The sequence below is a fragment of the Roseovarius sp. genome (assembly GCF_018066915.1).
Classification (GTDB): domain Bacteria; phylum Pseudomonadota; class Alphaproteobacteria; order Rhodobacterales; family Rhodobacteraceae; genus Roseovarius.
Window position 1 is genome coordinate 1 of sequence record NZ_JAGPVV010000051.1, and the last position, 6,397, is coordinate 6,397.

Annotated in this window: 8 protein-coding genes and 2 pseudogenes; 8 read left to right on the forward strand and 2 right to left on the reverse strand. The window is 63.6% G+C overall.

Features of this window, described 5'->3' with window-relative positions:
• The 4 genes and pseudogenes from KBT70_RS03060 to idi all read left to right on the forward strand — a co-directional run.
• Window positions 1-102: pseudogene (locus tag KBT70_RS03060) on the forward strand (bacteriochlorophyll/chlorophyll a synthase); the annotation flags it as partial.
• Window positions 99-1,391, forward strand: coding sequence for a BCD family MFS transporter (locus KBT70_RS03065; RefSeq protein ID WP_296628643.1), 1,293 nt, complete (start codon window positions 99-101; stop codon window positions 1,389-1,391). The pseudogene KBT70_RS03060 and the gene KBT70_RS03065, both read left to right, overlap by 4 nt.
• 2 nt (window positions 1,392-1,393) lie before the next feature.
• Window positions 1,394-2,572 (forward strand): geranylgeranyl diphosphate reductase, encoded by a 1,179-nt coding sequence (locus KBT70_RS03070; RefSeq protein ID WP_296628646.1) that lies wholly within the window; start codon window positions 1,394-1,396, stop codon window positions 2,570-2,572.
• Window positions 2,569-3,084, forward strand: coding sequence for an isopentenyl-diphosphate Delta-isomerase (idi, locus tag KBT70_RS03075; protein ID WP_296628648.1), 516 nt, complete (start codon window positions 2,569-2,571; stop codon window positions 3,082-3,084). Before KBT70_RS03070 ends, idi begins: the two co-directional genes overlap by 4 nt.
• Before the next feature lie 6 nt (window positions 3,085-3,090).
• Here idi and KBT70_RS03080 read toward each other — a convergent pair whose 3' ends face one another.
• A complete protein-coding gene (locus tag KBT70_RS03080; RefSeq protein ID WP_296628649.1) occupies window positions 3,091-3,423 on the reverse strand; it encodes an AzlD domain-containing protein in 333 nt (110 codons plus the stop codon).
• Window positions 3,420-4,142, reverse strand: a complete 723-nt coding sequence (locus tag KBT70_RS03085) for an AzlC family ABC transporter permease (RefSeq protein WP_296628651.1) — start codon at window positions 4,140-4,142, stop codon at window positions 3,420-3,422. Before KBT70_RS03085 ends, KBT70_RS03080 begins: the two co-directional genes overlap by 4 nt.
• Before the next feature lie 57 nt (window positions 4,143-4,199).
• On the opposite strand from KBT70_RS03085, the gene KBT70_RS03090 reads away from it, so the two are divergent.
• From KBT70_RS03090 to KBT70_RS03105, 4 genes and pseudogenes are all read left to right on the forward strand, one after another.
• Window positions 4,200-5,090, forward strand: coding sequence for a formate dehydrogenase accessory sulfurtransferase FdhD (locus tag KBT70_RS03090; protein WP_296628655.1), 891 nt, complete (start codon window positions 4,200-4,202; stop codon window positions 5,088-5,090).
• Window positions 5,087-5,722 carry a molybdenum cofactor guanylyltransferase MobA gene (gene mobA, locus KBT70_RS03095; RefSeq protein WP_296628657.1) on the forward strand — a complete coding sequence of 212 codons (636 nt, stop codon included), beginning with the start codon at window positions 5,087-5,089 and terminating at the stop codon, window positions 5,720-5,722. Before KBT70_RS03090 ends, mobA begins: the two co-directional genes overlap by 4 nt.
• Window positions 5,719-6,210, forward strand: a complete 492-nt coding sequence (gene mobB, locus KBT70_RS03100) for a molybdopterin-guanine dinucleotide biosynthesis protein B (protein WP_296628660.1) — start codon at window positions 5,719-5,721, stop codon at window positions 6,208-6,210. Before mobA ends, mobB begins: the two co-directional genes overlap by 4 nt.
• Window positions 6,207-6,397 (forward strand): annotated as a pseudogene (locus KBT70_RS03105) (molybdopterin guanine dinucleotide synthesis); the annotation flags it as partial. The gene mobB and the pseudogene KBT70_RS03105, both read left to right, overlap by 4 nt.

Genomic DNA, 6,397 nt, shown 5'->3' on the forward strand with positions numbered 1-6,397 from the left:
AAGGGCCGCGCGCCCTGGTATAACGGGACCGGGGTGATGGCCTATGTCACCGGCATGATGATCGCGGCCTTTGCCCTGCGCATGATCGGAGGCGCGCCATGACGCTGAGTTGGTTGCAGATTTTCCGCATGGGTCTGGTGCAAATGTGCTTGGGCGCGGTGGTGGTTCTGACCACCTCGACACTCAATCGCCTGATGGTGGTGGAATTGGCGCTGCCTGCGGTCTTGCCGGGTCTGTTGGTGGCGCTGCATTACGGGATACAAATCACGCGGCCCAATTGGGGCTATCTGTCGGATACCAGCGGGCATCGCACGCGGTGGATCATCGGTGGGATGGCGGTGCTGGCCTCGGGCGGGTATCTGGCGGCGTTGGCCGTGGTGATCATGGAAACGCAATTCGGCCTTGGTCTGGCGCTGTCGATCCTTGCCTATGCGCTCATTGGCGTGGGGGTTGGCGCCTCGGGCACGTCGCTTTTGGCGCTCTTGGCCACGGCCACGGCCCCGCGGCGCCGGGCTGCCGCCGCCACGATCACATGGCTCATGATGATCGGCGGCATTGCCGTGACGGCGACAGTTGTTGGCGGGTTTCTCGATCCCTATAGCCCGGCCTTGTTGTTGGAAATCGTCGGTGTCGTGGCGGTTGGCGCGGTCGTGCTGACGGCCCTTGCCATTTACGGCATCGAGGCGCGTGTCGGGGCGCAACCCGCCCGCGCAGATAGCCCCATGCGATTTCGCGAGGGGCTGGCCGAGATCTGGGGCGAGCGCGAGGCGCGGCTCTTTACAATTTTCGTCTTCCTGTCGATGACCGCCTATTTCATGCAGGAACTCATCCTCGAGCCTTATGCCGGGTTGGTGTTTCATTTCACCCCCGGCCAATCCACCCAACTGAGCGGCGCGCAGAATGGCGGGGTGTTCCTTGGCATGCTGACGGTCGGGGTTGCGGCCACGGGGCTGCGCCTTGGCTCGATCCGGCATTGGGTTGTGGCGGGCTGTCTGGGATCGGCTTCGGCGCTTGCAGCGATTGCGCTGCTCGGGGCCTCGGGCACGGCGGCGGCACTCGTCCCGATCGTCGTCGTGCTCGGGTTCTTCAACGGCATGTTCGCGGTGGGCGCGATTGGCGCGATGATGGCTCTTGCGGGGCAGGGGCGCGAGGCGCGCGAAGGCACGCGCATGGGCCTCTGGGGGGCGGCGCAGGCGATGGCCGCAGGCTTTGGCGGCCTGATGGGCGCGGCCTCGGTCGATCTCATGCGCCTTGTGTCCGATACGGATGCCACGGCATTTGGCACGGTCTTTTTCTTTGAGGCCGGTCTCTTCGTGCTCTCGGCGCTGATGGCGCTCAGGGTGATTGATCACGGTCGCGACCGGGGCGCGACACTCGTTCCGGGGGAATGACCATGTATGATGTTGTCGTTATCGGGGGCGGCCCGTCCGGGGCCTCAGCAGCCGAAGATTTGGCCCGCTCAGGGCACAAGGTGGCGCTCTTGGATCGCGCCGGGCGGATCAAGCCTTGTGGCGGGGCGATCCCCCCGCGCCTCATTGCCGATTTCAATCTGCCCGATGATCAGATCGTGGCCAAGATCACCACCGCGCGCATGATCTCGCCCACGGGGCGGCATGTGGATATTCCCATCGAGAACGGCTTTGTCGGCATGGTGGATCGCGAGCATTTCGACGAATTCCTGCGGGTGCGTGCAGCACAGGCCGGGGCGGTGCGCGCCACCGGCACCTATCTGCGGATTGACCGCAGCGGACCGACACCGGCGGTGATCTACCGCGACAAGGTAACGGGGAATGAGCGCAGCCTGTCCACACGCCTGATCATCGGGGCCGATGGCGCGCGCTCCAATGTGGCGCGGGACGAGGTGCCGGGCGGCGACAAGATCCCCTATGTCATCGCCTATCACGAAATCATCGAGGCCCCGGAAGCGACTGCGATCTATGATCCCAAACGCTGCGACGTGATCTATGACGGCGCGATTTCGCCGGATTTCTATGGCTGGGTGTTTCCGCATGGCAAATCCGCGAGCGTTGGCATGGGGTCGATGGTCAAGGGCGTCGATCTCAAGCAAGCCACCGCCGATCTGCGCGCGGCCTCGGGTCTTACCGATTGTCCGACGATCCGCCGTGAGGGCGCGCCGATCCCGCTCAAGCCGATGGACTGCTGGGACAATGGCCGCGACGTGGTGTTGGCAGGCGACGCCGCGGGGGTTGTTGCGCCCTCCTCAGGCGAGGGGATTTATTACGCTATGGTCGGGGGGCGCGTGGCCGCAACGGCGGCGAGCGCCTGTCTTGCCTCGGGGCGCACACGCGATCTCAAATTGGCACGGCAACTCTTCATGCGCGAGCACAAGACCGTGTTTCGGGTTCTGGCGTCGATGCAGAATGCCTATTATAGGTCCGACGAGCGGCGCGAGCGGTTTGTCTCGCTCTGCCATGACATTGATGTGCAACGGCTGACATTCGAGGCCTATATGAACAAGAAACTGGTCAAGGCGCGGCCGATGGCGCATCTCAAGATCGGGTTGAAGAACCTCGCCCATCTGACGCGGCTGGTCTCCGCGACCCGCACATGAACGCGCTCATCCCGACATGGATTGGCGGCGATCTGGTCGCTGTCGACAAGCTCGAGGCGCATCAGCGCGGGCTGCGGCACAAGGCGGTGTCGGTTTTTGTCATGGCGGGCGAGGATCTCTTGATCCAGCGCCGCGCGCTTGGAAAATATCACACCCCCGGTCTCTGGGCCAACACCTGTTGCACCCATCCGCATTGGGGCGAAGAGCCGCTGGCCTGCGCGCATCGCAGACTGTCCGAGGAATTGGGCATCACCGGCCTCACGCTCACCCACCGCGATCAGGTCGAGTATCGCGCCGATGTCGGCGGTGGTCTGACCGAGCATGAGGTGGTGGATATGTTCATGTGCCGCCTGCCTGCGCGCTGCGCCCTGAGCCCCAATCCCGAAGAGGTGATGGACACGCGCTGGATTTCGCTCAATGCGCTCAATGCTGCGATCCGCATGCATCCCACGCGCTATACGCCGTGGCTGCGGATTTACATGGCCGAGCACGCAGCGCAGATCTTTGCCTGAGCGGGCCTACATCTGTCCCATGAGCGCCAGCCCGGCGTAGAGTGTGACCGCGCCCAAGAGGATCGCCACGATCACATTGCGCAGCACATAGCCCGCAATCAGCGTCACCAAAGCCGCCGCCATGCGCGGCGCATCGAGCGTGCCACCCGTCGCCGCAGGCCAGACCACCAGAGGAGCCACCAGCCCCGGCAGCACCGCAACCGCCGTATAGCGCAGATGCCGGAGCAGCCACGCAGGCAAGGGCCGGTCGCCAATCAGCCCAGTAAAGACAAAGCGCAGCCCGAAACTGCCCAGACCCAAGAGCACGATCACAGTCCAGAGGCTTGTCTTGTCGATCATGGCAGCCGCGCCTCCTTGCGCCGCTCGAGGATCAGTTCGACCTGCGCGCCGGTCATCATGCCCGCAAGACCCGCGACCAGAAGCCCGAGGTTATAGGGCAGGAAGGCAAAGACCAGCGCCAAGGTCACAGACACAAACGCCGCCGCCAGATGCGCAGGCGTGCGCAGCATCGGCGCAATCATCGCCAGAAACGTGATCGGCAGCGCGAAATCGAGCGCCAACCCCTCGGGGATCGAGGTGCCCACCAGTGCGCCGACCAGAGTGAAGATATACCAGAGCGGGCATATGGGCGTGACCACGCCAAAGAAATACGCGAGCCTTTGGGGGATCGACCAATCGGGGTTCTTCTCAAAGGCAACGATGGCGCAGGTATAGCTTTGATCCACCGTGAAATAGGCGGCCAGCGCCCGCTGTCCCAAACTCGCGCCGCCGATATAGGGCGTGAGAGAGGCGGAATACATCGCCATCCGCAGATTGACCGCCAAGGCGGAGATGAGCGCAATCGCCGTAGGTGCGCCATCGCTGAGCAATTGCAGCGCCGTGAATTGCGCAGCCCCGGCGATCACCAGAACCGAAAAACTGAGCGTTTCAAACACGTTCAGCCCAGCCTCGGTCGCCACCACGCCAAAGAGCAGCGAGAAGGGAACAATCACCAGAATGAAGGGCGCGCCGTCGCGCACGCCTTGCCAATAGGTCGAATTGGTGGTTTGCCTATGCACCGCTTGCCCCTAAGTTGCCCCCGTGCTCTGACACCGCCTACCCAATGCCAGAAGGAGATGCAATTGGCCACGACCGAGGACCTCCTGTCTTATCTCATCGCACCTGACCCTGCCGCCCCGCGTCTTACGCGTGCGGTCGAGGGAATGGATCACGAGGGCAACCGCACGCAGATTTCGGTGGTGGAAGAACGCCCGCTCACGATTTTCCTCAACGCGCAGGAAATCGTGACCGCCATGACGATTGGCGATTATCCCGAATATCTGGCGCTTGGCTTCCTGCGCAATCAGGGGATGCTGGGACCGCAAGAGACGGTCTTGGGCGTTGACTATGATGAAGAGCTGGAAACCGTTGTGGTGCGCACTGATGGTCAGACCAGTTACGAGGAAAAGCTCAAGAAAAAGACCCGCACCAGCGGTTGCGCAGTGGGCACCGTCTTTGGCGACATGATGGAGGGGCTGGAGGGCGTGACCCTGCCTGCCGTGACGGTCAAGACCTCTGATCTCTATGCCTTGGCTAGCGTGATCAACCGCACCCCCTCGCTCTATCTTGAGGCAGGCGCGATTCACGGCACCGTGCTCTGCCAGGGCAACCGCCCGCTGGTCTATATGGAGGATGTGGGCCGCCACAACGCCGTCGACAAGATCGCAGGCTGGATGCTGAGCGAAGGTGTCGAGGCGGGCGACAAGCTGCTGTATACGACCGGACGACTGACCTCTGAAATGGTGATCAAGACCGCGATGATGGGGATTCCGGTGCTCGCCTCACGCTCGGGCTTTACCGCTTGGGGTGTGGAAATCGCCCGTCAGGTGGGGCTGACGCTGATTGGCCGGATGCGCGGCAAACGCTTTGTCTGCCTTTCAGGCGATGACCGTCTTTTGCGCGATGCAGACCCCGACAGCGTGGGCGATGAGGACAAGAAACACCGCCGCAAAGGGGCAGACGTATGAACCGTCCCCTCGGGGTCATTCTCGCCGGCGGGCAGGCCACGCGCATGGGCGGCGGCGACAAGGGGTTGTTGCTGCTCGATGACCGCCCGATCCTTGCGCATGTGATGGACCGTCTGGCCCCGCAGGCGGGGGCGATGGCGCTCAACGCCAATGGCGAGCCCGCCCGCTTTGAGGCGTTTGGCTTGCCGGTTCTGCCTGATCCCATCCCCGGCTTCGCCGGGCCGCTGGTGGGCGTTCTGGCCGGTCTCGACTGGGCGGCGGGGCAGGGGGCTGACACCATCGTCACCGTCGCCGCCGACACTCCATTCTTCCCGACCGATCTTGTGGCGCATCTGATGGAGGTGGCGTCAGGCATGGCGCATCCGCTCGTCCTTGCCGCGACCCCGCGCGGCGATACTGACACCAAATCCATGAGCGGCAGCGGTCTGATCCGCCATCCCACCTTTGGCCTCTGGCCCACGGCGCTGCGCCACGATCTGCGCGCGGCGCTGATGGATGGGCTACGCAAGGTGGTGATCTGGACCGACAAACACCACGGGCGCGAGGCGGTGTTTGACGACACATCCGATCCCTTTTTCAACGTCAACACGCCCGAGGATCTGGACGTGGCACGCAGGAGAGCAGCAGCATGAGGATATATGGCGTCACCGGCTGGAAGAACGCGGGCAAGACCGGGCTGATGGAGCGGCTGGTGGCGGAAATCACCGGACGCGGCTATACTGTCTCGACCGTGAAACATGCGCACCATACCTTTGACGTGGACCAACCCGGCAAGGACAGCCACCGTCACCGCATCGCAGGCGCGACTGAGGTCCTTTTGGCCTCGCGCAACCGCTTTGCCTTGATGCATGAATTGCGGGATGCTGAGGAACCGAGCCTCGAAACCCTGCTGCAAAAACTCGCACCGGTCGATCTGGTGCTGGTCGAAGGCTACAAGCGCGACCGCCACCCCAAGGTCGAGGCGTTTCGCGCCGAGACTGGCAATCCGCTGATCGCCACCGATGATTCCACCATCCGTGCTGTGGCGAGCGATACGACCCTGACCATCGACCGCCCTCTCTTTGACCTCAACGATACCAAGGGCATTGCCGATTTCATCTTGGCAGAGGTGGGCTTGTGACCCCGTTTGACACGATCGCGATGCTGGATTGGTCGGGCGGCAACGACACCGGGCCGCGGCCCTGTCGGGATGCGATCTGGCTCGGGATCACGCGCTACGGTGTGGACGAGGCCCCGCGCTACCTGCGCAACCGGGCCGAGGCCGAGGCGGCACTGATCTCTTTGATCGCGGCGGAATGCGCCGCGGG